At 43.3% G+C, this 25,959-nt stretch carries 20 protein-coding genes; 10 read left to right on the top strand and 10 right to left on the bottom strand.

Features of this window, described 5'->3' with window-relative positions; genetic code table 11:
* From HBAL_RS08465 to HBAL_RS08430, 8 genes are all read left to right on the top strand, one after another.
* Complete coding sequence (locus tag HBAL_RS08465; protein WP_015827527.1) at positions 1 to 285, top strand: FtsB family cell division protein; 285 nt, start codon at positions 1 to 3, stop codon at positions 283 to 285.
* Positions 286 to 497: 212 nt separating this feature from the next.
* Positions 498 to 1,445 carry a pyruvate dehydrogenase (acetyl-transferring) E1 component subunit alpha gene (gene pdhA, locus HBAL_RS08460; protein ID WP_407635710.1) on the top strand — a complete coding sequence of 316 codons (948 nt, stop codon included), beginning with the start codon at positions 498 to 500 and terminating at the stop codon, positions 1,443 to 1,445.
* 5 nt (positions 1,446 to 1,450) lie between these two features.
* Positions 1,451 to 2,833: a pyruvate dehydrogenase complex E1 component subunit beta gene (locus tag HBAL_RS08455; RefSeq protein WP_015827525.1), complete on the top strand. Its 1,383-nt coding sequence runs from the start codon at positions 1,451 to 1,453 to the stop codon at positions 2,831 to 2,833.
* Between the two features lie 83 nt (positions 2,834 to 2,916).
* The gene (locus tag HBAL_RS08450; RefSeq protein ID WP_015827524.1) at positions 2,917 to 4,221 is read left to right on the top strand and encodes a pyruvate dehydrogenase complex dihydrolipoamide acetyltransferase; all 1,305 of its coding nucleotides are present in this window, start codon (positions 2,917 to 2,919) and stop codon (positions 4,219 to 4,221) included.
* A 46-nt stretch (positions 4,222 to 4,267) separates the two neighbouring features.
* Positions 4,268 to 5,686, top strand: coding sequence for a dihydrolipoyl dehydrogenase (lpdA, locus tag HBAL_RS08445; protein WP_015827523.1), 1,419 nt, complete (start codon positions 4,268 to 4,270; stop codon positions 5,684 to 5,686).
* A 319-nt stretch (positions 5,687 to 6,005) separates the two neighbouring features.
* Positions 6,006 to 6,287, top strand: coding sequence for a DUF4212 domain-containing protein (locus tag HBAL_RS08440; RefSeq protein ID WP_015827522.1), 282 nt, complete (start codon positions 6,006 to 6,008; stop codon positions 6,285 to 6,287).
* 3 nt (positions 6,288 to 6,290) lie between these two features.
* Positions 6,291 to 8,057: a sodium:solute symporter family protein gene (locus HBAL_RS08435; RefSeq protein ID WP_015827521.1), complete on the top strand. Its 1,767-nt coding sequence runs from the start codon at positions 6,291 to 6,293 to the stop codon at positions 8,055 to 8,057.
* Between the two features lie 142 nt (positions 8,058 to 8,199).
* Complete coding sequence (locus tag HBAL_RS08430; protein WP_015827520.1) at positions 8,200 to 11,661, top strand: PAS domain-containing hybrid sensor histidine kinase/response regulator; 3,462 nt, start codon at positions 8,200 to 8,202, stop codon at positions 11,659 to 11,661.
* A gap of 7 nt (positions 11,662 to 11,668) precedes the next feature.
* On the opposite strand, the gene HBAL_RS08425 is transcribed toward HBAL_RS08430, so the two are convergent.
* The gene (locus HBAL_RS08425; RefSeq protein WP_015827519.1) at positions 11,669 to 12,331 is read right to left on the bottom strand and encodes a response regulator; all 663 of its coding nucleotides are present in this window, start codon (positions 12,329 to 12,331) and stop codon (positions 11,669 to 11,671) included.
* Between the two features lie 229 nt (positions 12,332 to 12,560).
* Between HBAL_RS08425 and HBAL_RS08420 the strand changes: the two genes are divergently transcribed.
* Together HBAL_RS08420 and acs are read left to right on the top strand one after the other, a co-directional pair.
* Positions 12,561 to 13,844 carry a DcaP family trimeric outer membrane transporter gene (locus HBAL_RS08420; protein ID WP_015827518.1) on the top strand — a complete coding sequence of 428 codons (1,284 nt, stop codon included), beginning with the start codon at positions 12,561 to 12,563 and terminating at the stop codon, positions 13,842 to 13,844.
* A gap of 41 nt (positions 13,845 to 13,885) precedes the next feature.
* The gene (acs, locus tag HBAL_RS08415; protein ID WP_015827517.1) at positions 13,886 to 15,832 is read left to right on the top strand and encodes an acetate--CoA ligase; all 1,947 of its coding nucleotides are present in this window, start codon (positions 13,886 to 13,888) and stop codon (positions 15,830 to 15,832) included.
* A gap of 112 nt (positions 15,833 to 15,944) precedes the next feature.
* Here the strand turns inward: acs and ccoS are convergent, their stop codons facing one another.
* The 9 genes from ccoS to HBAL_RS08365 form a co-directional block, all read right to left on the bottom strand.
* Complete coding sequence (gene ccoS / locus HBAL_RS08410; RefSeq protein WP_015827516.1) at positions 15,945 to 16,094, bottom strand: cbb3-type cytochrome oxidase assembly protein CcoS; 150 nt, start codon at positions 16,092 to 16,094, stop codon at positions 15,945 to 15,947.
* A 5-nt stretch (positions 16,095 to 16,099) separates the two neighbouring features.
* Complete coding sequence (locus tag HBAL_RS08405) at positions 16,100 to 18,358, bottom strand: heavy metal translocating P-type ATPase (protein WP_015827515.1); 2,259 nt, start codon at positions 18,356 to 18,358, stop codon at positions 16,100 to 16,102.
* Positions 18,355 to 18,861 (bottom strand): FixH family protein, encoded by a 507-nt coding sequence (locus tag HBAL_RS16320; RefSeq protein ID WP_015827514.1) that lies wholly within the window; start codon positions 18,859 to 18,861, stop codon positions 18,355 to 18,357. Before HBAL_RS16320 ends, HBAL_RS08405 begins: the two co-directional genes overlap by 4 nt.
* Positions 18,861 to 20,300: a cytochrome c oxidase accessory protein CcoG gene (gene ccoG, locus HBAL_RS08395; RefSeq protein WP_015827513.1), complete on the bottom strand. Its 1,440-nt coding sequence runs from the start codon at positions 20,298 to 20,300 to the stop codon at positions 18,861 to 18,863. The genes HBAL_RS16320 and ccoG overlap by 1 nt, the downstream gene beginning before the upstream one ends.
* Before the next feature lie 23 nt (positions 20,301 to 20,323).
* Positions 20,324 to 21,208: a cytochrome-c oxidase, cbb3-type subunit III gene (gene ccoP, locus HBAL_RS08390; RefSeq protein ID WP_015827512.1), complete on the bottom strand. Its 885-nt coding sequence runs from the start codon at positions 21,206 to 21,208 to the stop codon at positions 20,324 to 20,326.
* Positions 21,198 to 21,365: a cbb3-type cytochrome c oxidase subunit 3 gene (locus tag HBAL_RS08385; RefSeq protein WP_015827511.1), complete on the bottom strand. Its 168-nt coding sequence runs from the start codon at positions 21,363 to 21,365 to the stop codon at positions 21,198 to 21,200. The genes ccoP and HBAL_RS08385 overlap by 11 nt, the downstream gene beginning before the upstream one ends.
* Positions 21,366 to 21,370: 5 nt before the next feature.
* Positions 21,371 to 22,129 (bottom strand): cytochrome-c oxidase, cbb3-type subunit II, encoded by a 759-nt coding sequence (ccoO, locus tag HBAL_RS08380; protein ID WP_015827510.1) that lies wholly within the window; start codon positions 22,127 to 22,129, stop codon positions 21,371 to 21,373.
* 12 nt (positions 22,130 to 22,141) lie between these two features.
* Positions 22,142 to 23,830 carry a cytochrome-c oxidase, cbb3-type subunit I gene (ccoN, locus tag HBAL_RS08375; protein ID WP_041302145.1) on the bottom strand — a complete coding sequence of 563 codons (1,689 nt, stop codon included), beginning with the start codon at positions 23,828 to 23,830 and terminating at the stop codon, positions 22,142 to 22,144.
* Between the two features lie 541 nt (positions 23,831 to 24,371).
* The gene (locus HBAL_RS08365) at positions 24,372 to 25,943 is read right to left on the bottom strand and encodes an AMP-binding protein (RefSeq protein ID WP_015827507.1); all 1,572 of its coding nucleotides are present in this window, start codon (positions 25,941 to 25,943) and stop codon (positions 24,372 to 24,374) included.
* Positions 25,944 to 25,959 lie beyond the last annotated feature (16 nt).

Below are 25,959 nucleotides of genomic sequence, written 5' to 3'. Positions count from 1 at the left end.
ATGCGTAGTTTACTAGCAACTTTTGTCTTAAGCCTCGTTCTTTTCTACTTGGCTTATAATGCCCTCGCTGGTGATCAAGGGTTGGCGAAATGGACGAACTTGCAGAAACGAGAAAAAGAATTAATCCTTGAGCTAGAGGTGATTCAGGGCGAAAAAGATGTGGTATATGAAAAAATCCATCGACTTAGACCTGAAACTTTAGACTTAGACTATATTGAAGAAATAGCGCGTAAAAAACTCGCCTATGCTAGAGAAGATGAAGTTATTTTAAACGTCAAAGAATAGGTGCATTGGTCAATTCAATTGATCTAAATTGATCGAAAATCACAATATGGTGCGATGCAGCACCAATAATGCATAGCAGCTCTGACTGGACGGGGTGCTATTCAAGTCAGTAGTCTGAACAAAATGTCATGGAGGTTCGCTTGGTCGCCGCTAACGCTACATCACCCAAAAAGGGTAAAACGAATCCGAAGTCAGCTCCTTCAAACGAAGAGATGCTAAAATACTATCGGGATATGCTATTAATTCGTCGCTTTGAAGAGAAAGCTGGCCAATTATATGGTATGGGTCTTATTGCTGGTTTCTGCCATCTCTATATCGGTCAAGAAGCCGTTGTAGTCGGTGTCCAAAGTGCTTTGATCGAAGGCGATCAGGTTATAACTGGATACCGAGACCACGGTCATATGCTGGCATGTGATATGGAAGCGGACGGTGTAATGGCCGAACTTACCGGTCGTGAGGGTGGATACTCTCGCGGTAAAGGTGGTTCCATGCACATGTTCTCCAAAGAGAAAAATTTCTATGGTGGTCATGGTATTGTGGGGGCTCAGGTCTCTCTTGGTACAGGATTGGCTTTTGCCAATCAGTACAAAAAGAATGGCAATGTTTCTGTTTCTTATTTCGGTGACGGTGCTGCGAACCAAGGCCAAGTGTATGAGTCATTCAACATGGCCTCACTTTGGAAGCTTCCAGCGCTATATGTGATTGAGAATAACCAATATGCTATGGGAACTGCGGTTTCCAGAGCATCAGCAGAACAGGAATTGTACAAACGCGGTATTTCGTTTGATATTCCGGGTGAAGCTGTTGATGGAATGGATGTTTTAAAAGTTCGCGAAGCTGCTCTGAAGGCAATCGAACACATTCGTTCTGGTAAAGGGCCTTACATTCTTGAGATGAAGACTTACCGCTATCGCGGTCACTCTATGTCTGACCCCGCCAAATACCGTAAACGTGAAGAAGTTGACGATATTCGGTCGCATCATGACCCTATTGAAGGGCTTAAGAAGCAGCTTATCGAATCTAAGATCGCCTCTGAAGAAGATCTTAAAGTTATAGACAAAGAAGTTCGTGTCATCGTGAACAAAAGTGCTGACTTTGCACAAACTAGCCCAGAGCCGGACCCGTCCGAACTTTGGACAGATGTATTGCGGGAGGTGTAAGTTACATGTCAGTAGAAATTCTTATGCCAGCTCTTTCACCGACTATGGAAGAGGGCACATTATCAAAATGGCTAAAATCTGAAGGCGATAAAGTCGCTCCCGGTGATATCCTAGCAGAAATAGAAACAGACAAAGCAACTATGGAAGTTGAAGCTGTGGACGAAGGCACAATTGCTAAAATCCTCGTAGCTGAAGGTTCTGAAGGCGTTAAGGTCAACGCTGTGATTGCAATGCTTGCCGAAGATGGTGAAGACCTTGCCGCAGTTGCTTCAGCCGGTCCTTCTGCTTCATCAGCCTCTAAAGAAGTAACTGAGAATCCTGAGCCTGCAGAAGTTAATGTTGGACACAACATGCCACCAGCAGATGACATGTTGTCAGATCCAGATATTCCAGACGGAACGGAATTCAAAACAACAACAGTACGTGATGCGCTTCGCGATGCGATGGCAGAAGAAATGCGCCGTGACGAAACTGTTTTTGTAATGGGTGAAGAAGTTGCTCAATATCAAGGTGCTTACAAAGTTACGCGTGAACTTCTTCAAGAGTTTGGTGATCGTCGTGTCGTAGATACACCAATCACAGAACATGGTTTCGCTGGATTAGGTGTGGGGGCTGCATATGCTGACCTTAAACCGATTGTGGAATTCATGACGTTTAACTTTGCGATGCAGGCCATCGACCACATTATCAACTCTGCTGCTAAGACATTGTACATGTCAGGTGGTCAAATGGGTTGTTCGATCGTGTTTCGCGGTCCAAATGGAGCAGCTTCTCGCGTGGGTGCACAGCACTCTCACGATTATGCGACGTGGTATGGAAATGTGCCGGGTCTAAAAGTTATAGCGCCTTATGACGCTGCTGATGCAAAAGGTCTACTTAAAGCAGCTATACGTGATCCAAACCCTGTTGTATTTTTGGAGCATGAACTTCTCTATGGTGAAAGCTTTGAAGTTCCTGACATGGAGGATTTTGTTCTACCAATCGGTAAAGCTAAAGTCCGTCGAGAGGGAACAGATGTAACACTAGTCGCTTTGTCTAGAATGGTTGGCTACGCGTTAGAAGCGGCTGAAATTCTAGCCCAAGAAGGTATTAGTGCGGAAGTTGTTGACCTGCGTACTGTGCGTCCTCTCGATAAAGCTACTGTTATTGAAAGTGTGAAGAAAACAAATCGAGTTGTTGCCTGTGAAGAGGGCTGGGGAACATACGGTATTGGTGCAGAGATTTCTGCGATTTGTGTCGATGAAGCATTTGATTACCTTGATGCTCCGCCGGCACGGGTTCACCAAAAAGATGTTCCATTACCATATGCTGGTAACTTGGAAAAATTATCCTTGCCGAACACGAATGACATCGTGGAAGCAGCTAAAAAGGTCTGCTACTCTAAATAACTTTAGAGGATGCACGGTAATAAAAATGAAAAGGTTCGCGCAGCAGTTTAGCTGCGCTGCCTGACCATAAGGGAACTGCCTAGATGCCAATAAACATCACAATGCCAGCTCTATCGCCGACGATGGAAGAAGGTACTCTTGCAAAATGGCTTGTCAAACCGGGCGATGCTGTTGGGCCGGGCGATGTTATCGCCGAAATTGAAACTGATAAAGCAACAATGGAAGTAGAAGCTGTTGACGAGGGGCGTGTAGCAGTCATTCTTGTCGATGAAGGCTCTGAAGGCGTCAAAGTTAACTCAGTTATTGCTGTGTTGGCTGAAGAGGGGGAAGATGCAGAGTCAATCAAAGGGCCAGCTGAAACTTCACCTCCAACATCTGCAGTAGCCTCCAAAGAGGCACCTGTCGAAAAGACTTCAGCGCCGGAAAAAACGCCTCCGCAATCATCGCCAGCTCCTACGACTTCTTCGGCAGCTCCATCAAAAAATGGAGATCGTATTTTCGCATCACCATTGGCAAAAAGAATCGCTGCTGAGAAAGGCATAGATCTTTCTACAGTTTCAGGATCAGGGCCTCGTGGACGTATCATTCGCTCTGATGTTGAAAATGCTAAACCTAGCGCAGGGAAAGCGGTAGCTAGTGCAGTTTCACCTGATGGCTTAATCTTGCCGCAAATTTTAGATGATCGCGTATATGCACCTGAAAGCTATGAATTAAAACCGTTAGATGGAATGGCAAAAGTCGTCGCCAAGCGTTTGACAGAAAGCTTTATGCAGATCCCGCACTTCCCGTTGAATGTTGATATTCAGTTGGACAAATTGCTGTCAGCACGAAAATCGATCAATGATTCAGCGCCTGAGGGCGTTAAAATTTCAGTCAATGACTTTTTAATCAAAGCATCAGCTTTAGCTTTGATGGACGAACCTGATTGTAACGCAAGTTATACAGATAACGGGTTTGCGTATCACAAATCAGCGAATATTTCTGTGGCTGTAGCTATTGATGGCGGCTTGATAACACCGGTTATCAAGGATGCGCAATCTAAAGGATTGGCAACGATTTCTGCTGAAATGAAAGATTTGGCAAAACGTGCGCGTGAGAGAAAATTAGCCCCTCAAGAATATATGGGTGGTACGTTCTCTATTTCAAACTTGGGTATGTTTGGAATTAAGTCATTTTCTTCAATCATCAATCCACCTGAAGGCATGATTATGTCTGTAGGATCTGGAGAAAAACGTCCAGTGGTTGGCAAAGACGGTCAATTAACAACAGCAACTGTGATGACAGTAACATTGACTTGTGATCACCGTGTTGTTGGCGGAGCAGAGGGTGCCAAATGGCTGCAAGCCTTCAAACGTTATGTAGAAAGCCCAGAATCTATGCTGCTGTAACGTAGTGTAGATTTAGTGGTACTATTAAACATAAAGGAGCGAGCCCGTGGCGGACGCAAAAAACCAGTTTGACCTTATAGTAGTTGGTTCCGGCCCTGGAGGATATGCCACAGCTATCCGTGCATCTCAATTAGGTATGAAAACTGCCATTATTGAGCGTGCTGAGTTAGGTGGTATTTGTCTAAACTGGGGATGTATCCCGACGAAAGCCTTGCTTAGAACATCAGAAGTTTTCCATATGATGGAAAATGCTGAAGCATACGGACTAGGTAAAGTTAAGCCTGTTGCACATATTGAAAAAATTGTGGAACGTTCTCGTGGCGTTTCCAAACAAATGGCTGGTGGTGTTGCTTTTCTCATGAAGAAAAACAAGATTACAGTTATTGAAGGAACAGCCAGTTTGAAGGCTGGAAAGCCTGCTCCACATGTTATCGTGAAAGATGGTAAGGGTGCGGGAACCTATACTTCTAAACATGTTATTATGGCGACAGGTGCACGTGCACGAGCGATACCTCAGGCTGGGCTGGTCCCTGATGGAGACCGGATTTGGTCATATCGTGAAGCGCTTGTACCAAAAGAAATTCCAAAGAAACTTCTTGTGATTGGTTCAGGAGCAATCGGTATAGAATTCGCTAGCTTTTATAACACTTTAGGGTCTGAAACGACTGTCATAGAAGCGCTAGATCGTATTCTTCCCGTCGAGGATGCTGACATTTCTAACTTTGTAGATAAACAGCTCACAAAGCAGGGAATGAAGCTTGTGAAATCAGCTCAAGTTCAAGGGCTGGAAAAAGGCAAAAATAGCGTTACGGCATCTGTGAAACTTAAAGATGGTAAAATTGAAAAGATAACAGCAGATGTTGTTATCGTTGCCGTTGGTATAGTTGGAAACGTTGAAAATACTGGGCTTGAGGAAGTTGGTGCAAAAATTGACCGCACACACGTCACAGTAGACGGATTTGGCAGAACAGGTGTGCCAGGTCTATATGCAATTGGTGACCTGACAGGTCCACCTTGGCTTGCACACAAAGCAACTCATGAAGGTGTTGTTTGTGTAGAAAAAATTGCTGGTAAAAATCCGCATGAATTCAAAACAGACAATATAGCTGGTTGTACCTACTGCCACCCGCAAGTTGCTTCTGTGGGACTGACTGAGGCTGCTGCTAAAGAAAAAGGGCACAAAGTCAAAGTTGGCCGTTTCCCGTTTATTGGTAATGGTAAAGCAGTCGCACTTGGAGAGCCTGAAGGCATTATCAAAACAGTGTTTGATGAAAAAACAGGTGAACTGCTCGGTGCACATATGGCAGGTGCTGAAGTGACTGAGCTCATTCAAGGATTTGTAATTGCGCGCCAAGGAGAGTTGACTGAAGCAGAGATTATGGAAACGATTTTTCCACATCCAACACTTTCAGAGATGATGCACGAAAGTACATTGGATGCTTATGATCGAGCTCTTCATATCTAAGGTACTCTAGAATTTTTCTCAAAAAGGCGGTCAATAATTTGGCCGCCTTTTTTATGCGGTTTTAATTAAACAGTATATTTGAATACAATGAGCGAAACCTATGGATTTCACGATAAAATCCAGCTGAATACTTGTTTTAAATGTCATTGACTTTCATTTTGGCATTAATATGAGCTCTTCGAATGTTATTTAAACTACTGTTATTCATAACAAATACGTGAATGTCGACTAAAGTCGCTCTTATGTTCTCCCTCTCTTAAGTGGATCATTTTTAATGCGGCAATATAGCCGACTAAGAAAAGACCTTTAGGGGAGGCATATGACAAATCAATCTTCTTCATCTGGACCGACACCAGAACAGGCGAAAGCATATTGGGCGGCAAATGTTCGTTTAATGAGTGTGCTGTTGGCTGTTTGGTTTTTGGTTTCCTATGGCTGTGGAATACTTTTCAGAGACGCTCTGGACACAGTAAGTTTAGGTGGTGCGCCACTTGGTTTCTGGTTTGCTCAAAATGGATCAATCTATGTATTTTTAGCGTTGATCATCATTTATGCGCGTCAAATGGCTGCGCTTGAGCGAAAATTCAACATAAAGGGGTAGATTATGGATCAACAGATGTGGACCTACTTCTTCGTTGTCACAACTTTCGGACTGTATATCGCGATTGCGGTATGGTCTCGTGCCGGTTCAACTGACGAATTTTACATTGCAGACCATGGCGTGCATCCGGTTGTAAACGGTATGGCTACAGCAGCTGATTGGATGTCAGCAGCGTCATTTCTTTCTATGGCTGGACTAATCGCATTTCTTGGCTATGGCGGCTCAGTTTATCTAATGGGATGGACAGGCGGATATGTATTGCTGGCGTTATTGCTAGCACCTTACCTAAGGGAGTTTGGGAAATTTACCGTTCCCGACTTTGTCGGAGACCGTTTCTATTCACCAGTTGCTAGGGTAATAGCGGTCGTTTGTGCGATTTTCGTTTCATTCACTTATATTGCAGGTCAAATGAAAGGCGTTGGAGTCGCTTTCTCTGGATTTCTGGGCGTTCCCTTTGAATGGGGAATTGTGATTGGTATGGTGATAGTCTTCTTCTATGCTGTTTTAGGCGGTATGAAGGGAATAACATACACTCAAGTTGCTCAATATTGTGTACTTATTTTCGCCTACACGGTGCCAGCAGTGTTTATGTCTATGATTGTGACCGGCAATCCAATACCTCAGTTAGGTTTTATCTCTAACATCAAAGGTGAAGACATTGCGATGCTAGCAAAACTCAATGCAGTTCTCGTGGATTTGGGTTTTGCAGAATATACAACAACTAATAAAAGTATGATTGATGTGTTCTGTATTACAGGTGCACTGATGTTTGGTACCGCAGGGCTACCACATGTGATCATTCGTTTCTTTACGGTGCCCAAAGCTTCAGATGCGCGTCTCTCTGCTGGTTGGGCGTTATTCTTTATCGCATTATTATATACAACAGCGCCCGCTGTTGGCGCACTCGGTCGTATGAATTTCATAGATCAAGTGAACGAAAGCACGTATGTATCTGCTGAAGACTATGAAACAGGGGCAGCAGAGATTGCTGCAACAGGTGCTACACCAACACCAAAATGGTTTAACTCTTGGGAGAAAACTGGACTACTCGGTTTCCAAGATAAAAATGGTGACGGTGTTATTCAATACCGAGCTGGTGATGCAAATGAAGTTGAACCGTTGAATAGGGACATATTTGTTCTTGCAAACCCTGAGATTGCACAACTACCAGGTTGGGTAATCGGTCTTGTTGTTGCTGGGGGGCTTGCTGCTGCTCTTTCAACTGCAGCTGGATTGTTGATGGTTATTTCTTCATCAGTCAGCCACGACCTTATGAAACGAACTTTAAAACCAGATATGGATGACAAAACAGAGTTATTTGTTGCTCGAGCTGCTGCTTCTGGTGCAGTGGTTGCTGCTGGTTTACTAGGTGTGTTCTCCGCGCAATTGGGCTTTGTTGCTCAAGTTGTGGCTTTTGCTTTCGGGCTCGCCGCTGCATCCTTATTTCCAATTATATTCCTTGGGATATTCTGGAAACGTTTCAATAAAGAAGGTGCTATCACCACGATGGTCTTCGGGTTAGTCTCAACATTTGGATACATTTACGCATTCAAATTTGGCGGGCTTTCTCCTGAACTGTACTTTTTAGGTATTTCCCCAGAAGGTATTGGTTTTTTCATAATGTGGATAGCGATGGTACTTGGAGTCGTGGTTAGTTTAGCTACACCTGAACCACCTCAAGATATTCAAGACCTTGTTGAGGACATACGTGTTCCTGGAATGCGATCTTCTCATGGTATTGCAGACGCTGGGATGGCTCCAGCTGAATAGACAAGCTAAAGTGTAGAAAAACACAGAAGGGCAATCTTTAATTAGGTTGCCCTTTTTACTGAAGTTTTTTTGATTAGACCTTAGAAGATCTTGCCATTGTTGAGCATGACAGTTCAGATAGGTTCTGGAGAATGGAGCCTTTATGCCTGTTTGGTTAATCTTCTTTGTAATGACATTATATATTTCAGGTCTATTTTTTATGGCTTGGAAGGGAGAGCAATATGCGAAACAGGCAGGCGCAGGGTGGCGACGGCATCCACTTATTTATTCATTAGCTTTAGGGGTTTACTGCACGTCTTGGACCTTCTTTGGCGCTGTAGGTTCTGCCGCCATTAATGGATGGTATTTTCTTCCGATATATATCGGACCGATTTTACTATATCTGTTTTGGCCAAGTATCTTACAGCGCATTGCAGATGTTTCTAAACGAGAAAGTATCAACTCTCTTTCTGATTTTTTAGCATCAAGATATGGTAGAAGCCGATTATTGGCAGCCATAGCTACAGCAACTCTGACAGTGGTTTCTTTGCCATATATTGCGCTGCAATTAAAATCTGTAGGCATGAGCTTTCAAGCGATTACAATTGGTCACACGGATCATTCAGCAACACCGGCGGATCAGACTGTATTAGTTGCAGCTTTAGGCTTAGCTGTTTTTGCGGTACTTTTTGGCGCACGGTATGAAGATGCGACGAAGCCCAATTACGGCTTAATGAATGTATTAGCTTTTGAAGCAATCGTGAAATTAGTTGCACTTATTGCGGTAGCAATATTAGGGATCGTTACTCTATCCGGATTGTCTGATTTTGAGCTCTCCGACTATGCGACAAAGTTTGACACACAAAATATACAGTTCAATTTTTTGTCTACAACATTGCTATCAATGGCAGCAATGGTTTGCTTGCCAAGACAGTTTCATGTGGCAATCATTGAGCGACGTTCTAACAATGAGATGAAATTATCTCGGATCGTGCTTCCACTTTATCTTTTGCTGACAAGTCTTGTCGTTATTCCGATAACCATAGCTGGTTTGCACTTGCTGCCGTCTAATACTCCAACAGACTTATTTGTTGTTCTTCTCCCTCAGGCAGCGCAACTCCCATGGTTGACTATACTGGTTTTTATTGGAGGTTTTTCCGCAGCTACTGGTATGGTTGTTGTAGCCGCTATCGCATTATCTACAATGATAACAAACGATTTGATCGTTCCAGTTATGTTGAGACTAAAAACATTTGACCCTGCTGACCAGAACATTGGATCAAAACTTCTCAACATAAGACGGACTACTATTTTAGGCTTACTGTTGTTTGGTTATTTGTTTTATCAGGCATTTGGAGACCGCAATGCTTTGATGGAGATAGGGTTACTTTCTTTTGCAGGAGCAGCACAATTATTTCCAGCTTTAATCGGAGCTGTCTATTGGCGTAAAGCCCACAGAAATGGAGCCATGGCAGGAATTTTAGCTGGCTGTGTGTTGTGGGCCTATACATTGGTTCTACCTGCTGTATTTGGGCCTGAATGGATGATGGGGAGTATTTTGCCACCCTCTAATTTCTTCGGGATTGGTACTGTAGATAGTCTTAGTCACGGTGTTCTTTGGAGCTTATCAATCAATACATTGCTATTTGTCATTCTATCGTTGAGGGCCAAAGAACGGCTGCGAGATAGAGTGCAAGCAAATGTATTTCGAGAAAAAGGCTTAGAATCTGGTCACGGCAAGCCTGTCTCGTACACAGTAAAAGGCGTAAGTGTTGGTGATTTGCAGGCGTTAGCGTCTAGGTTCCTGAAACCATCTGCAGTTTCATCTGCTTTTGCTTCCTACGCTGAAGAAATAGGGGTCGATACTAATCCATCAGTAGAAGCAGATTGGCGGCTCGTGCAGCGCACTGAAAGGTTGCTTTCAAGCGCGTTAGGTTCATCTTCGGCGAGAGTTGTGTTGGGTTCTGCCATAACACGGTCAGACGTAACTTTAGATGATTTATTGTCTATTTTGGATGAGAAAAGTCACGCTAAGCGTTTTGACCGCCATCTTTTGCAAGCGACACTTGAGAACATATCTCTAGGCGTTTCCGTGGTTGACGGTGAACAAAAGCTGGTTGCTTGGAATTCAGCCTATATAAAAATGTTCGATCTGCCTGAAGAGTTGGTTCGTGTGGGAAGGCCAATTGCAGATATTATCAAATGGACAACTAAAAATGGAACAGCAGCAACGGATGAAAAAGATGCACTAGTCTCCATAAGATTAGCGCATATTAAAGAGGGACGCCCCCACACTTTTGAAAGGCAACGGCCTGACGGGACCATAATTAAAACGATAGGTAATCCCATGCCTGGAGGTGGATATGTTAGCACCTTTACAGATGTTAGCGAAGACAAAGCAATAGAAAGACGATTGAGAGAAGCAAAAGAAAATCTTGAAATCAGAGTTGTGGAAAGAACTTCGGAATTAGAAAATCTTACGCAAGAATTAGATGGAGCAAGAAGAGAAGCAGAAGGTGCTAATGCGTCTAAAACTAGGTTCTTGGCCGCCGCAAGTCATGATTTACTTCAACCTTTAAATGCGGCTCGTCTATTTACAGGGGCATTGCAAAGCAATCTACAAGGAACGAACCCTGATGCACTAAGACTTGTCGGTAAGATAGACCAAGCAATCCAATCTTCTGATCAATTGTTGCGAGGTCTACTTGATATCTCAAAACTCGACCATGGAGTAAGAGACGCTAATTATACGTCTCTTTCGCTCGGGGCTCTTTTCTCTGATATTGGTGACGAAGCAGACCCTATCGCGAAAGCAGCGGGTCTACGGTTTAAGTTGGTTCCCACCACGTTGGGAGCATTTGCTGATGAAGATTTCTTAAAATCAATAGTTCGGAACTTCGTTTCCAATGCTCTACGATATACTCGATCCGGTGGTGTACTCGTCGGTGCACGCAGGCGAGGAGGAAAGATCAGAATTGAAGTATGGGATACTGGTGTTGGCATCCCAACAAGCAAACAGCATCTTATTTTTGAAGAATTTCAAAGATTAGAAGAAGCTGATCGAAATGGAATTCGAGGCGCTGGATTAGGGTTGGCCATTGCAAATAGAATGGCTGGACTTATGGGAGCGAGCGTTGGATTACGTTCATGGGAAAATAAAGGATCGGTGTTTTTTGTTGATTTGCTGGAATCTCAATCAGTTAGCAAAAAGATTAAACAAGTTCAAAAAGAGCATAAAAGCCTTTACAGCCTAAAAGGTGTGAAAGTGCTTTGCGTAGACGATGAACCGACAATATTGGATGGTATGGAAGCACTTCTGTTATCTTGGGGCTGTATTCCATTTCGAGCGAAATCTGGAGATGAGGCTGTTAGAATTGCATCTTCCGAACATTTGGATTTTGCTTTTTTAGACTATCATCTATTAGGTGGTGAAACCGGTTTCGACGTGAGAGAAAAAATACTATCCGTATGCAATTACTCATTACCAGCGGCATTGCTGACTGCCGATAAATCTGAGTATGCATTAAGTCGGGCGAAGAAGGAGGGGTTGGCTGTTTTTACTAAGCCCGTTTCTCCCAGGGATTTACAAGCATATTTAGCGGGGATCCCCATTGCTGCTGAATAACGACTATTTAGATTGCCACAACAGCTTGTAAAGACAGTAATGCTTGTGTCCGGCTAGCTACACCTAATTTTCTAAATATAGCTGTCATATGTGCTTTTACTGTAGCTTCCGAAATTCCCATTTCATAAGCTATTTGCTTATTCAAAAGTCCACTCTTTAGACCAGACAAGACACGACGTTGCGCTGGTGTCAAACTAGCTAACCTACTTGCTATTTCGCTTGCTGGAGAAGGTTCGATTGCTTGTTGAAATTCCGGTGGTGTCCAATTTTCACCTGATAGCAAATCGGAGATAGCTCCCTTAAGAGAATTCATGTCGAGACTTTTAGGGATGTACCCAACAGCTCCGAGAGCCATGGCTCTTTCAATAATTTCTCGATCTTCAGTCGCAGTAACAATTGCTACGCGCTGTGAAGGCACCTGAGCCTGAAGGGTAATCAGACTCTCCAAACCTGTTGTATCTTTTAAATTGAGGTCCAACAAGACAAGGTCTGGCAAACTGCTTTTTAAGCATTCACAAGCTTCTAAAACTGATCCTGCAAAATATGTTGAACGGATGTTAGGGTTTAAACTTGCAGCAGCAGCTAAGGCATCTCGAAAGAGCGGATGATCATCTACAATAAGTAGACTCGATGATCTTTTGATTTCCAACTCATGTTCATCGTCGCCCATTTTTTCCTCCACAATGCAATAACGTCTACCTCCCAAAATACCCCTTTTAAAATACGGAGAATCTTCGTCGCGGCGCGTTTTGTATTTATTATCTTTCTTTCATTATGACAGAGTTTTTAGATTATTCTAGCAGGTCAGACCTTAGTCGGACACGACCAATGGATATCTAGCGGATTGGACGCCGCCTTTAGATACTGCCGAGATAAAAACTATACTGGGGAGAAACAAGATGAAGAAAACAGTACTCAAAAACTTAATGCTTTCAGCGTCGATATTGGCGTTTGCACCATCAGCAATTGCAGATGCACCTGGTGATATAGAATCACGAATTGCAGAACTTGAGGCTATGGTAAATGAACTTAAAGCAGAACTTACCAATCAAAAGGCATCAACCGATGAAGAAATTGTTCGATTAAAAGTGCGTGAACAATCAAACAGTGCGCCCGAATTAGACCCAAGTCAGCCTTCAATAACGTGGGGTGGAATCATAGATGTTGATGCACACGTTACGGACTTTTCAGATGGTGACATTGCAGGATCGTCTATTGCGCGTGATTTCTACATCCCTTCTGCAACTCCAGTTGGTGGGATAGGAGAAGATCCTTCCACAGACTTTACAGCCAAGTCGTCCCGCTTTTATGTAACAGCAAACAAACAGGTTAATGGCCATAAAATTGGTGGTCGGTTAGAAATGGATTTCCTAGGTTCAGCTCAGGGAAATGAGGCCGTGTCTAACTCTTATTCACCGAGACTTCGTCGCGCATTTGTCTCCTATGACAATTGGTTGTTGGGACAGGAGTGGTCTACATTTCAAAACACATCTGCTATTCCAGAGTCTGCGAGTTTCTTAGTTCTTGGCGACGGTATGATATTTATACGTCAGCCACAAATCCGATATACCAAAGGCAATTTTCAGTTTGCCGTGGAAAATCCTAACACGAATACAAACTTAGCTGGGCTTGCAGATGATAGTTTAATTCCAGACCTAATCGCTCGCTATAATCTAACCGGTGATTTTGGAAACGTTTCAATCTCAGGGATCGGTCGACAATTGAAAGCTGAACTTGGAGCTCTAAATGAAGAGACAACTGGATATGGTCTTTCAATAGCCGGAAAAGTCAATGTAGGTGAAAAGAACGATATTCGCTTTTCTATTAGTGGCGGTGAAGGCATTGGTCGTTACATGGGCTTAGCTATAGCAAAGAGTGCGGACCTTACTTTAGATGGAAGCTTTGAAGCAATTCCATCTTACGGCGGATATCTAGCTTATCGCCACGTTTTAGGCGATAATAACAGGCTGAATATTGGTGCCGGTGGAATTACTATTGAAAACCTTGATTCAGCCTCAGATGCTATGACCAAACAAGCCCTTAGCGGATACATAGCCTATATGTGGGATATAGCTCCTAAAGTTACGCTTGGAGCTGAATTTATGCACGCTGTTAGAGAAAATGAGGGCGGTGATGAAGGTGATATGAACCGTTTTACTTTTTCAACAAAGTACGCCTTTTGATATATAAATAAGAATACGAAGAAAATGGACGGATAGGCGTTATGTCAAACCAAGATAAAATATTTCCTGTACCTGATGACTTTGCTAAGAATGCATTGATTGATGATACGCTATATCAAAAAATGTATCAGGCTTCCATCGATGATCCTGATGCTTTTTGGGGTGAACATGGCAAGCGCCTATCATGGTCCAAACAATACACAAAAGTCAAAGATGTATCTTGGAGCAAAGAAAACCTTCATGTGAATTGGTTTTCTGATGGTGAATTGAACGTATCTTATAACTGTATTGACCGTCATCTCAAAGATAAAGCCGACCAAATCGCTATTATTTGGGAAGGAGATGACCCGAATAAATCCGAAAATATCACTTTTGCACAATTGCATCGGCGCGTATGCCGGTTTGCAAATGTTCTAAAAAGTATGGGCGTTCAGAAGGGTGATCGAGTAACTATTTACCTTCCTATGATTCCCGAAGCTGCATACGCCATGCTAGCTTGTGCTCGAATTGGTGCCATACATTCAATCGTTTTTGCGGGTTTTTCTGCTGAAGCGCTTGCTGGAAGAATTAACGACTGTCGAAGTTCTGTTATCATCACTGCCGATGAAGGGCTTCGAGGCTCGAAGTCTGTTCCGCTAAAGAAGAATGTAGATGAAGCTGTAAAGCATGCACTCGGGGTAGACAAAATACTCGTCGTTGAGAACACAGGTAATCCGGTCTCTATGAAAGGAGGACGTGATATTTGGTGGCATGAAGCAGCAACTGGTGTTGATGAATTCTGTGAACCTGTAGCGATGAAAGCTGAAGACCCATTATTTATTCTTTATACTTCAGGTTCTACTGGCCAACCAAAAGGAGTTTTGCACACAACAGGAGGGTATCTTGTTTGGGCTTCAATGACTCATGAATACGTTTTTGACTACAAACCCGGAGACATTTACTGGTGTACGGCAGACGTTGGTTGGGTAACTGGCCATAGTTATATCGTTTACGGTCCTCTTGCTAATGCAGCAACAACTCTCATGTTCGAAGGTGTGCCGACTTATCCAGATGCTTCACGGTTCTGGAACGTTGTTGATAAACACAAAGTCAATATTTTCTATACCGCACCAACGGCTATACGAGCGTTGATGGGGCAAGGCGAAGATTTCGTTAAAAAGACATCCCGCAAATCCTTGCGCCTCTTGGGCTCAGTAGGGGAACCGATTAATCCTGAAGCTTGGGAGTGGTATTACAAAGTAGTCGGTGACAGCCGTTGTCCGATTGTTGACACGTGGTGGCAAACAGAAACGGGCGGAATTATGATTTCTCCATTGCCAGGTGCAACTCCACTAAAACCAGGATCTGCCACTCGCCCATTTTTTGGAATTAAACCTGAACTCGTTGATTCCGAGGGTGTTGTTCTGGAGGGTGCAACGGAAGGAAATCTTGTGATTTCCGATTCTTGGCCGGGACAGATGAGAACAGTTTACGGCGATCATCAAAGGTTTAAAGATACATACTTTTCGGCATACCCGGGGAAATATTTCACTGGTGACGGATGTCGAAGAGATGAGGATGGCTATTACTGGATTACAGGCCGCGTTGATGATGTAATCAACGTTTCAGGTCACCGTATGGGAACGGCGGAAGTGGAGAGTGCACTTGTTGCACACGACTTAGTGTCAGAAGCAGCCGTTGTAGGTTACCCTCATGATGTTAAAGGCCAAGGAATATACGCTTATGTCACGTTGAGCGCAGGAAACGATGGCACGCCGGAATTAGCAAAAGATTTAGTCAATTGGGTCAGAGCGGAGATCGGTCCAATTGCTTCTCCAGATAAAATCCAATTTGCTCCAGGACTTCCAAAGACGAGATCGGGAAAAATCATGAGGCGTATTCTTCGTAAAATTGCAGAAGATGAATTCTCAAACTTAGGAGACACCTCTACTTTGGCCGACCCTGAGGTTGTGGATGATCTAATTGAGAACAGACAGAACAAGAAATAAGATTTTTCTACCCTGTTTTCTTGGCATCACAAAAGCACGAGCAAGATCAATGACGTTTGAGAGCATAGTAAAAATGCTCCAAACGTCATTGATTTATCCAAAAATCGAATTGTCACAGAGGCTTGTCTTCAGAATTTAGAATACGTTCTGCAGCACCATCTGGGTCTTCATATTGCCCTGAGCGAAGAGACCACGCAAAAGCGATTAATCCTAAAAATCCCATAAATAGAGCTGCGGGTATCAAATAAATCAACATACTCATGGGTCTTATTTTACTCGCTTTGCTTGTGTTAGATTTAGACGCAGTGCATTTAAGGTAACAATTAAAGATGACCCTGACATAGCAATGGCAGCGACCAAAGGTGTAACAAAGCCAAATACAGCTATAGGAATTGCAACCAAATTATATAATGCAGCGAACCCGAAATTCTCAAGCATGCGAGAGCGCGATCTACGTGCGATGTCAATTATGTCCGCTATAACTAGAACGTCATCACCAGAAAATACGCCATCGCTTGCGGCGCGGCTAACATCTGCGGCACCGCCTGGTGTTAAAGAGGCATGCGCATTAGCTAAAGCACCTGCATCATTTAATCCATCGCCAATCATTAGAACTTTTCTGCCTTCTGATTGTAATGTTGCAATTCGTTCTGCTTTCTCTAAAGGCGAAATTGATCCACTATACAATTCAATATTTGATTTTCGAGCAAAAGCGGCAACTTTGTTGTGGACATCACCAGACAGTAATTCAACTTTAAATCCGCGTTCATCTAATTCAGTTGCAATGCAGTCTGCTCCCAACACTGATGTCTCATCAAATTCAAACGCGACAGGCTCATCGTCGTCGTACTGAAAATACAAGGAAGGAATATCCTTAGAAGAGGAGGCAACTCCAGTCACCCATTTTAAAGACCCTAATTTCGCGTTCTTTCCATCAATAACACCTTGAATTCCACAGCCTGAAATTTCTTCAATATTGGAAGCAATCTCTCCTGGGCCTGCTAAACAGGCCAATGCCCTAGAATATGGATGTCTGCTTCCTCTTGCTAGTCTGGCTGCCAATTCCAAGTGATTGAGATCGATATTATTATCTTTTAGGGATGCATCGGGTTTTGTTAATGTACCTGTCTTGTCGAAAATGACATAATCACAAGCAGCAATTCTTTCTAAAGCGTCACCTGATTTTAAGTACACATTTTTTTTGAAAAGCTTTCCAACAGCAACGACTTGTACGACGGGGGCCGCGAGTGCTAGCGCGCAAGGGCAGGTGATAATTAGTACAGAAATAGCTATGAAAATTGCTGTTTTAAAGTCACCGTTGTAAAGCATCCAACCAAGAAACGCAGCAGCAGAAACAGTATGAACGACTGGTACATATAGTTTCGCTGCCTTATCCGCAATTTGGCGGTATGTTGAACGTTGTTGTTCACCGATTTCCAGTAATTTGGATACCTCAGCTAACATCGAATTTTCAGCTGAAGATTTTACGCGTGCTACGATACTTGAGGTTAAATTTATCGTTCCTGCGTATATGGTTTGACCAATTTGCGATATTATAGGTGTACTTTCGCCAGATACCATATGATTATCCAGCTCACTGCAACCTGATATAAGCACAGCATCAACAGCGAATCGCTCTCCTGCGGCAACCTGTATGATATCATCCGGTATCAATGTAGAAGCTTTGACAGATTCAGCACCACCGTCAGCATTTATGCGAGTTACTGAGCCTGTTTGCATCAAGGCAAGATCTCGTGCTGCTGATTGGGCTTCTCTTTGCAGCTTAGCATCCAAAAATCGCCCTATAAGAAGGAAGAATAACAACATTACTGCTGCATCAAAATATGTGTGATTGCCGTGGTGAATAGTTTCATAAAGGCTCATGCAGACTGCTAGTAAAACAGCTAAGGAAATGGGAACATCCATATTTACGTGACCAGCACGGATTGCAGATATTGCGGATGAAAAGAACGGGCGTCCCGAAAATGCAACAACAGGCAGGGCAATACACGCAGAGATCCAATGCAGAAATTCTTTGGTCTCAGCGTTCATTTCATCAACACCAGCCCATACGGATACTGACAAAAGCATAACATTAGCTGCTGCAAAACCAGCTACAGCCATTGCCATAAGTAATTGACGTTCTCTCTTTGAGTGTTCGTTATCTGCCTCTTCAGGGTCAAAAGGGGTTGCACCGTAACCTAATGAAGAAATTTTTGATATGATATCAGCGGATTGCAGGCTTTTAGTTTTCCAAGAAACATGAAGACGACCGGTGGTCAGATTCATTCTAACTGCATCAATGCCTGCTAATTCACTGATGCCATTTTCTATTTTTGAAAGACAACCACCACATTTAGCGCCTCGAACGAGAATATCCAAACTGTATTCGTCAGCGGACCTCTTCACAAAAGCAGTCGGATCAACCAGAAGAGCAGTCTCGTCACTCTCTTTGGGTGCCAAGCCTGATGGACAACCAGCAATCTCTGAAGCATTTAAATCAATCGAACGGCCAGAGAGAGTCATGGGATGAATATCTCCTTTTGTGCTTTAAAGAATATTTCAGAAGATTTTTTTACTTCAATCTGCACGGTCCATCTGCCTGTTTCTAAGCTATCTATCGGGTGGGCATATTCTCCATTGGTAGAAAATTGCATAGGAAAAGACACGTTTTGATGTTTACTAGAGTGCTGATTTAAAACAGCATTTACTTGCAACTCATTTAGAGGTTGGTCGTCTCTATCAAAAAAACGAGCGACTAGGACTGAATTTTTTTGTGTGTCTTCAGAGTGCATCACACCTATTTCAGATCTCCAACCTAAAAGTACCTGTTGATGCATTTCGTGTATCGTATCGTTGTAATTAATACCTTGAACATATGATTTTTTGGAAATTTCGCCAGGAAAGGACTTTATTGCTTGAGACAGAAATATTCCGTTCACAATGAAGATTACGCCAAAAAATGCAAGAAACATGAATAGAACATGTTTACCAGTAAGTTTGGTTTTTGATGAGTTTGTCTTTTCCATTAATCATCTCTTTTGGGTATAGCAAAAAATACTCTGTTGCTTTGAATATCACCTGTCGCAACATCCTTTGCTTCAATGATGAGGTGTTTGCCTGACTTATGCTTGTCTGCTTCTGGAACAGTAATTAAAATTCTGAATCTATCGACATGCTCTCCAGACATAATGATTGTTTTGTCTGTATCGTCATTTCCAATTATTTTAAGGTCGAGACCGTTTATTCCGGATGCAGTGATTAGAACTTCTCGGTCTTCGCTTTTTTTGTTTACAAGTTTAATTGAATATCCATTGCGAATATCTCCATTGGATAATTTCACAAATGGTGGTGAACGATCTTTGATGACATTGAGCTCAAAGGTTGAGCGAGTTGAAAGCCCATAGACCATTATACAAGAAATTGCAGCAATCAAAAATGCGTACAAAATAACGCGTGGGCGCAGCATATTATAAACTGCAGGCTTACCTTCTGATCTAGCTTGAACATTTTTATCTGTATCATACGCAATTAGCCCAGTTGGCCGATCAACGCGTTTCATTATTGTATCGCAAGCGTCAATGCATAGCGCACAATGGATACATTCAAGCTGAGCTCCATGACGGATGTCTATTCCAACAGGGCAGGCGACGACACAGGCATTACAGTCTATGCAATCACCGCGACCATCCCAGCTCGTATTTTTTTTATGAGCACCTCGAGGTTCACCTCTATCCCATCTATAGGTTACATTTAAAGCGTGCTCATCAGTTAAAGCTGCCTGTATGCGAGGCCAAGGGCATAAGTAAGTGCAGACCTGCTCGCGCATAGTGCCGGCGAGAGCGTATGTCGTGAAAGTCAATATTCCTGCAAATACATAAGCACTGACTTCAGCATCTCCTGTGAAGAAGTTTGCAAAAAGCGTAGGTGCATCATGATAGTATAAAATTAGTGCGCCGCCCGTTGCGAATGAAATAAATAGCCACACAATATGCTTGCCAACTTTGCGCAGTGCTTTGTTTACGCTTAGCGGGGCTCTATCTAATTTAATGCGCGCATTTCTATCACCTTCAAAAATTCGTTCTACGGCGATGAATAGATCAGTCCAAACCGTTTGTGGACACGCATAACCGCACCATACCCGCCCAAAGAGCGATGTAACCAGAAATAATCCAAGCGATGCTAATATCAATAAACCTGTAATATAGTAGATTTCTTGTGGCCAAATTTCCAAAAAGAAAAAATAAAAACGTCCGCCAGCGAAGTCTGCCAATACTGCTTGATTTGGTGCGTCAAGACCACGGTCCCAACGCAACCAAGGGAGGATGTAATAAACAGCAAGTGCAAATACCAACACCACCCATTTAATGGTCCGAAATTTTCCTGAGACTAGTTGAGGGTATATTGGTTCCCTTGCCTTGTATAAGGCACTTTGTCCTGGAGGAGGAGGTGTGACGTTGTTATACATCGCTGTGAATCACTTTTTGATTGTTATTCGCCGCCGCCAAGTGTGTGAACATAAACCGCTAACGCTTTGATGGTGGCCTCATCCAAGCGTTCATTCCAATGCGGCATAATGGAGTTTCGTGCGCTATAAATAGTCTCACGAATTGCACTGGCATCTCCGCCATATAACCATTCTTGATCGGTTAGATTCGGCGCACCAAATGTTCGGTCCCCAGTACCATCAACACCATGACAAGAAGCACACTGATATTCAAAATTTTCTTCAGCTCGTGCAACTGCATCGGTATTTGCTTCCTGCCCTGAAAGCGAAAGAACTTTTTGAACAAGGTCATCAATTTCTGATTCGGAAATAAATCCATCTCGACCAAAAGCTGGCATTTCAGAATAGCGTGTTTCATCGTGGGTTGAACGAATTCCGTACGTGATTGTTTGTTGAATATCGTCTAGCGAACCACCCCACAACCAAACATCATCAGCAAGCATTGGGTAGCCAATAGCACCTCGTCCGCCAGCTCCATGACAAGTCGCACAATTATCACCAAATGAACTTTCACCCATAGCCAGTGCAAATTGTTGTAGTTCTGGTGTTTTCTCAATTTCTTCAAGAGAAGCACTCATGAGTTTTTGGGCATTTTCAATTCGCGCAGAGCGTAGTTCTCCAACTGCTTCACCAACTTGAGCGCGGTCAGATTGATTCCAAACCCCGACTGTATTTCCCTGAAACCCTGGTAGTGCAGGCCAAGCCGGCATCAAAATCCACCAAAGAATAGAAAATGCTATTGTGGCATACCAGACATAGAGCCACCAACGAGGCAGTGGATTGTTTAGCTCTTTGATACCGTCCCATTCATGGCCGGTTGTTTCTACACCGGAAAAGGCATCGACATCTTTATTTTTATTATCTGTCATCGGAAATCTCCCGATCTTCTAAAGGAACATTTGCTGCGGCATCAAAAGTAGATCTATTTGACGGCCAAAGCGCGTATGCTAGCGCAGCGGCAAACATGAGAACGAAGTAGAGAAGTCCCCAAGTTTGGGCAAAGCTTGATAGAGCGTGATAAGTCATAAACCCTATCTCCTATTGTGTAGGTCGTCGGCTTCGTATTTATCGAAATCGACTAGTGAACCCAGCATTTGCATATATGCGATTAAAGCGTCCATTTCAGTGACGTTTTCAGGATCGCCATCAAACGCGCGAACAGCAACGGAACCTTCCCGGCCAGCCAAGTTTTCGTAACGCTCGACCATTTCTTCCCAATCAGAGTTAGGGTCGGTTTGGACAATCAAATCAGATTTTGCAAACTCGACCATTTCATCTGTATAGGGGACACCCAACGCTTTCATGGCTTTGATGTCCGCTTCAATATTTTCAAATTTCAATGGTCGACCAATCATGAATGCATAGGGAGGCATTACAGATTCTGGAACGACAGATCGCGGGTCTTTCATGTGGTCCATATGCCATGTGTCAGCATATTTTCCGCCCAATCTTGCGAGGTCTGGCCCTGTGCGTTTAGACCCCCATTGGAACGGGTGATCATACATGCTTTCTGCAGCTAATGAGTAATGACCATAGCGTTCAACTTCATCTCGCAAAGGTCGCACCATTTGTGAGTGGCAGACATAACAACCTTCTCTGATGTAAATATTGCGGCCTGCGAGTTCTAAAGGTGTGTAGGGGCGCATTCCTTCCACTTTTTCGATTGTGTTCTTCAAATAGAAGAGCGGAGCAATTTCGATTAATCCACCGATAGCAACAACAAACAAAATACCAATTGTCAGTATTGATGAATGCTTTTCGAGAAATGAGTGTTTGTTAAACAAAGACATGTTCCAAAGCTCCTATTCTGCTGGTTGCGCTGGAGCGCGTGTTGTAACAGGTTCATTGCTTAAGAGTTCTGCACGCTCCGCATCGCTGAGTTCGGAGAGGCGGGTGTCGCCGCGTGCTGTTCGCCATAAATTATATGCCATCACAATGGCTCCGCCGAGGTAAAGAACACCACCAAGTGAGCGGATAATGTATGCAATATGTTTGGCTTCTACAGTTTCAACGAATGAGTATTCCAAGAATCCGAATTCATTGTATGAACGCCACATTAGGCCTTCCATAATTCCTGCGACCCACATTGAGGTTATGTAGAGAACTATTCCTAAAGTTGCAGCCCAGAAATGCCATTCAACCATCGCTATGGAATACATACGTGGTCGTTTCCATAGATATTGAGTCATACAATAGAGAGCGCCAAATGATATGAAACCTACCCATCCAAGAGCACCTGAATGCACGTGTCCAATACCCCATTCGGTATAGTGGGATAATGAATTAACAGCACGCACAGACATTAATGGACCTTCAAAAGTCGACATTCCGTAGAATGCTAATGAAAGAACCATCATTCGAACTACAGGATCAGTTCTCAGCTTGTCCCATGCACCTGATAGCGTCATCAAACCATTGATCATTCCGCCCCATGACGGCATCCACAACATAAGTGAGAATGTCATACCCAAGGTTTGTGCCCATTGAGGCAATGCCGTGTAATGGAGATGGTGTGGACCGGCCCAAATGTATATGAAAATCAAAGACCAAAAGTGAACGATTGAAAGGCGATAGGAATATACCGGACGATTTACGCGTTTGGGGATGAAGTAGTACATTATGGCAAGGAAGCCAGTCGTCAGAAAGAAACCAACAGCATTGTGTCCATACCACCACTGCGTCAGGGCATCTTGAACTCCAGCCATAGCTATATAGCTTTTTGAGCCAAATAAGCTTACGGGCAGAGTTAAATTGTTTACAATGTGAAGCATTGCAATTGTGACTATAAAAGAAAGGTAAAACCAGTTGGCAACGTAGATGTGTGGCTCTTTACGTTTCCAAATTGTACCAAGAAATACAAAAAGATACCCAACCCATACGATTGTCAGCCATAGGTCTGCATACCATTCAGGTTCTGCATATTCCTTTGATTGTGTGATCCCCATCAAATAACCGGTTGCGGCTATTACGATGAAAAGTTGATATCCCCAAAAAACAAACCAAGGCCACGCACCGCCAGCAAGTCGAGTGCGGCAGGTTCGTTGAACAACATAGAATGAACTTGATATGAGGACATTTCCTCCAAAAGCGAAGATCACGGCAGATGTGTGCAAAGGGCGTAGACGACCAAAGTTCGTGAAACCCCATTGGTCGAAGTAAAAGAGATTGGGGTAGGTCAATTGCAGGGCAATAATGACTCCGACGAGTAATCCTGCAATTCCCCAAAACATTGAAGCAAAGACACCGGCTTTTACGATACCGTCTTCATATTTTGTGGGATCAAATACTTGCTCGTCGTCGCGCCCAGCGTACCAAAAGACTAGCGCTAACGTGCCGAGCACAAATCCTGCTGATAGAAGTCCAGCGTGAAAACCCATTCCTGGATCGACCGACCGGGAAGCTACATACAATGTGATGAAAGCAAGTAGGGTCGTAAAAATCCCTACACTCACAACACTAATATCGGGTCCATTTGCCCCTCGCAATTGCATATTCGTCACTGTTTGCCCCCTCGCATTGTAGCCATCTGGAGTTGCTTTCACCATATTTAAAATGAGGCTAAAAAACCACACAATAAATCCGTCTATTATTGTGAATGCGCTGGTTCTTTTAATTTTACAACGGCACATTTTGCCGCAATGACAGAAATCCAGATTTATTATAGGGTTTTTGAGCGTTCAGAATTATTGTCTTGCCGAAAAGGTATGTAAGATGTTGAATAAGTGGTCTTTTATAAGTTTAGGCGCTGCCACAGCACTTACCAGCATTGGGTTGGCTATGCGTTCTTGCGCTACAAATAAAGTGGATAACGTATTTGGCGCAACATGGTGTACACAGGATTTGAATGCAGTTACCCAAAGTACATTTTCTGTAAACGGTGCATTACACTGCGGCGGTTGTTACATTGCCGCGTTGGGTTTAGTCATTGCCGGAGTATCAGTTTTTCAACTTTTATTAGCGGTTTTGAATTCGAACAAATACTCAAAGATAATTTCAGCTTTCTCTTAGCATCGTAATTTCACAATATTGAGATTATGCGGTCTTGATTCTGTCAGCTGCCAGTTTTTGTACGGACCCAATATCCATTTTTCCTGACCCTAACAGTGGAATTTCATCTACTTTGAATACTTTCCGAGGTAGGGAAAGTTCGCTGACCCCGTGATTTTGAAACCAATGAAGTAAATCCATTCTATCTGCGTTATCATTCGTCGTAAGAAGTATAATTTGCTCGCCTTTGCGGGGATCTGGTAAAACCGCCGCAGCATGGTTGTGTTCTGGCCATACACTTTGAGCGCAATTTTCCACAACTGCCAACGACACCATTTCTCCACCAATTTTTGCAAATCTCTTGATGCGTCCGCGTATTGTCAGAGCGCCGTCTTCGTCTTGACTAACAACGTCGCCGGTATCGTGCCATCCATCTTCGATTGGTTTTAGAACCATGGGATCATCTTCAGATAGATACCCAAGCATAACATTGGGCCCCTTCGCTTTCATTCGTCCCGCACCAACGATGCCGTCAACAGGCTCAAATTCGACCACAATACCAGGAAGGGGCCTTCCTACAGTGCCTGGTCTATTAAAATCTGGTTGGTTCACGGCAAGAACAGGAGCTGCTTCTGTCGCTCCATAGCCTTCGAGAATATCGACATTAAATTTCTTTTTGACGAAATCTCTAGTTTCTTTTTTGACGCTTTCAGCACCACAGACGACATATCGTAAACAACTTAATTCCTCATTGCCGGAGGCTCTGGCGTATTGGTTGAGAAAAGTGTCTGTTGCAAAAAGAATCGTAGCTTTAGTGTCAGCTATTCGCTTAGGGATTTCTTTCACTTGCAAAGGAGAGGGGTGAAGGACGACCTTCATTCCTGTAAGTAATCCTATCATGACCCCAGCTGTTAGTCCAAAACAGTGAAAAGTTGGAAGTGGATTATACATGATATCTTTAGGCGTGAGCATGCCTTCAACATGTTGAATAATTTGAAAAACATTAGACACTAGATTGGCATGTGAAAGAACAACTCCTTTGGGACTACCTTCAGTGCCTGATGTGAAAAGAGTTACAGCAGGAGAATCCCAATGCGCTTGTGAACGAAATAGCCAAGGTATGAATGGACCCAAACCACCTTTGATTTTGTCCATAAATGTAAGCGACTCTCTGACGTCTTCTAAGTAGATGAAATTGAGTTCATTCTTGAGTTCATCAACAAGGTTTTTTAGGTTTGCTTTTTCTACAAACTGATGTGCGGTAATGATGTTTGTTATATTTGCAGCTTTGCAAGCTGCTTTGATATTTGCACTTCCGGCGGTGAAGTTAAGCATAGCCGGTATGCGGCCATAAGCATTGAGAGAAAAGAAAGAGATGATAGAACCAGCTCCGGTAGGGAGCATGATTCCCATAGTTTCTTCTTTCATTCTTCCTTTAGTTAGTGCACTTCCAAGGGCAAAGCTTGCTCTGACAATTTCTGTATAACTGAGTTGTCTACCATCAGAGTCTTCAATGATAATTTTCTTTCCGCCGACTTTTGAACGAGCATCGAGTAATGCACCAAATATATTTTTCTGTGCTTTTCTAATGTCGAAAGACACATCTAGATTTGACATTTCCTACTCCCATCCG

This window comes from Hirschia baltica ATCC 49814, assembly GCF_000023785.1.
Classification (GTDB): Bacteria; Pseudomonadota; Alphaproteobacteria; order Caulobacterales; family Hyphomonadaceae; genus Hirschia; species Hirschia baltica.
The sequence above is the reverse complement of the archived record's forward strand: the minus strand, read 5'-3'. Positions and strand labels throughout refer to the sequence as shown.

Bases quoted from the DNA above. Each gene is read 5' to 3' on its own strand.
- HBAL_RS08465 (WP_015827527.1), top strand. From the start codon at position 1: ATGCGTAGTTTACTAGCAACTTTTGTCTTAAGCCTCGTTCTTTTCTAC.
- pdhA (WP_407635710.1), top strand. From the start codon at position 498: ATGCTAAAATACTATCGGGATATGCTATTAATTCGTCGCTTTGAAGAG.
- HBAL_RS08455 (WP_015827525.1), top strand. From the start codon at position 1,451: ATGTCAGTAGAAATTCTTATGCCAGCTCTTTCACCGACTATGGAAGAG.
- HBAL_RS08450 (WP_015827524.1), top strand. From the start codon at position 2,917: ATGCCAATAAACATCACAATGCCAGCTCTATCGCCGACGATGGAAGAA.
- HBAL_RS08440 (WP_015827522.1), top strand. From the start codon at position 6,006: ATGACAAATCAATCTTCTTCATCTGGACCGACACCAGAACAGGCGAAA.
- HBAL_RS08435 (WP_015827521.1), top strand. From the start codon at position 6,291: ATGGATCAACAGATGTGGACCTACTTCTTCGTTGTCACAACTTTCGGA.
- HBAL_RS08430 (WP_015827520.1), top strand. From the start codon at position 8,200: ATGCCTGTTTGGTTAATCTTCTTTGTAATGACATTATATATTTCAGGT.
- HBAL_RS08425 (WP_015827519.1), bottom strand. From the start codon at position 12,331: ATGGGCGACGATGAACATGAGTTGGAAATCAAAAGATCATCGAGTCTA.
- HBAL_RS08420 (WP_015827518.1), top strand. From the start codon at position 12,561: ATGAAGAAAACAGTACTCAAAAACTTAATGCTTTCAGCGTCGATATTG.
- acs (WP_015827517.1), top strand. From the start codon at position 13,886: ATGTCAAACCAAGATAAAATATTTCCTGTACCTGATGACTTTGCTAAG.
- ccoS (WP_015827516.1), bottom strand. From the start codon at position 16,094: ATGAGTATGTTGATTTATTTGATACCCGCAGCTCTATTTATGGGATTT.
- HBAL_RS08405 (WP_015827515.1), bottom strand. From the start codon at position 18,358: ATGACTCTCTCTGGCCGTTCGATTGATTTAAATGCTTCAGAGATTGCT.
- HBAL_RS16320 (WP_015827514.1), bottom strand. From the start codon at position 18,861: ATGGAAAAGACAAACTCATCAAAAACCAAACTTACTGGTAAACATGTT.
- ccoG (WP_015827513.1), bottom strand. From the start codon at position 20,300: ATGTATAACAACGTCACACCTCCTCCTCCAGGACAAAGTGCCTTATAC.
- ccoP (WP_015827512.1), bottom strand. From the start codon at position 21,208: ATGACAGATAATAAAAATAAAGATGTCGATGCCTTTTCCGGTGTAGAA.
- HBAL_RS08385 (WP_015827511.1), bottom strand. From the start codon at position 21,365: ATGACTTATCACGCTCTATCAAGCTTTGCCCAAACTTGGGGACTTCTC.
- ccoO (WP_015827510.1), bottom strand. From the start codon at position 22,129: ATGTCTTTGTTTAACAAACACTCATTTCTCGAAAAGCATTCATCAATA.
- ccoN (WP_041302145.1), bottom strand. From the start codon at position 23,830: ATGCAATTGCGAGGGGCAAATGGACCCGATATTAGTGTTGTGAGTGTA.
- HBAL_RS08365 (WP_015827507.1), bottom strand. From the start codon at position 25,943: ATGTCAAATCTAGATGTGTCTTTCGACATTAGAAAAGCACAGAAAAAT.